Origin of the sequence: Streptomyces cirratus (assembly GCF_014650775.1) — a bacterium.
Classification (GTDB): Bacteria; Actinomycetota; Actinomycetes; order Streptomycetales; family Streptomycetaceae; genus Streptomyces; species Streptomyces cirratus.
Genome location: NZ_BMVP01000044.1, coordinates 1 through 1693, shown reverse-complemented (window position 1 = coordinate 1693; position 1693 = coordinate 1). Strand labels below are relative to the sequence as shown.

The 1693-nt window shown below is 42.3% G+C and carries 2 protein-coding genes; both read left to right on the top strand.

Annotation, left to right across the window (positions count from 1 at the left end):
• Nucleotides 1-1435: photosystem II chlorophyll-binding protein CP47 (gene psbB, locus IE207_RS34410; protein ID WP_190187978.1), on the top strand; the 1435-nt coding region annotated here is incomplete at its 5' end.
• Nucleotides 1436-1616: 181 nt separating this feature from the next.
• The coding region (locus IE207_RS34405) for a photosystem II protein T (RefSeq protein WP_190076415.1) at nt 1617-1693 on the top strand (77 nt) is incomplete at its 3' end.

The following is a 1693-nucleotide window of genomic DNA, read 5'->3' as shown; positions in this document are numbered from 1 at the left end:
TGGTTGGGCCGGTTCAATGGCTCTATATGAATTAGCCGTTTTTGATCCCTCCGATCCCGTTCTTGATCCAATGTGGAGACAAGGTATGTTCGTTATACCCTTCATGACTCGTTTAGGAATAACCAATTCATGGGGCGGTTGGAGTATTACAGGGGGGACTATAACAAATCCGGGTATTTGGAGTTACGAAGGTGTGGCCGGAGCACATATTGTGTTTTCTGGCTTGTGCTTCTTGGCAGCTATCTGGCATTGGGTATATTGGGATCTAGAAATTTTTTGTGATGAGCGCACAGGAAAACCTTCTTTGGATTTGCCCAAGATTTTTGGAATTCATTTATTTCTCTCAGGAGTGGCTTGCTTTGGCTTTGGCGCATTTCATGTAACAGGATTGTATGGTCCTGGAATATGGGTGTCGGACCCTTATGGACTAACTGGCAAGGTCCAACCTGTAAATCCGGCGTGGGGCGTGGAAGGTTTTGATCCTTTTGTTCCGGGAGGAATAGCCTCTCATCATATTGCAGCAGGGACATTGGGCATATTAGCGGGCTTATTCCATCTTAGTGTCCGCCCGCCCCAACGTTTATACAAAGGATTACGTATGGGAAATATTGAAACCGTCCTTTCCAGTAGTATAGCTGCTGTCTTTTTTGCAGCTTTTGTTGTTGCCGGAACTATGTGGTATGGTTCAGCAACTACCCCCATCGAATTATTTGGTCCTACTCGTTATCAATGGGATCAAGGATACTTCCAGCAAGAAATATATCGAAGGGTTAGTGCTGGGTTAGCCGAAAATCAAAGTTTATCAGAAGCTTGGTCTAAAATTCCTGAAAAATTAGCTTTTTATGATTACATTGGCAATAATCCGGCAAAAGGAGGATTATTCAGAGCGGGTTCAATGGACAACGGGGATGGAATAGCCGTTGGGTGGTTAGGGCACCCTATCTTTAGAGATAAAGACGGGCGTGAACTTTTTGTACGTCGTATGCCTACTTTTTTTGAAACATTTCCGGTTGTTTTGGTAGACGGAGACGGAATTGTTAGAGCGGATGTCCCTTTTAGAAGGGCAGAATCAAAGTATAGTGTCGAACAAGTAGGTGTAACTGTTGAGTTCTATGGCGGCGAACTCAATGGAGTGAGTTATAGTGATCCTGCTACTGTGAAAAAATATGCTAGACGTGCTCAATTGGGTGAAATTTTTGAATTAGATCGTGCTACTTTGAAATCCGATGGTGTTTTTCGTAGCAGTCCGAGGGGTTGGTTTACTTTTGGGCATGCTTCGTTTGCCTTGCTTTTCTTCTTCGGACACATTTGGCATGGTGCTAGAACCCTGTTCAGAGATGTTTTTGCCGGTATTGATCCAGATTTGGATGCTCAAGTGGAATTTGGAGCATTCCAAAAACTTGGAGATCCAACTACAAGAAGACAAGTAGTCTGATGCAAGATTGCTTTGTTATTTTTCGCTTCTACTTCTATTTGTGATTTGCCATAGGCTGCTGGAAAAATCTTGATTTAAATCGCTGCCTTTTCTTTGATTCTTGTTCTTTCTTTATTTTATTCGGGAGATGATTCCAAATAAACAGGTACGGAAGCTATAATTGTAAACCACGATCGAATTTATGGAAGCATTGGTTTATACATTCCTCTTAGTATCTACTCTAGGGATAATTTTTTTCGCTATCTTTTTTCGAGAACC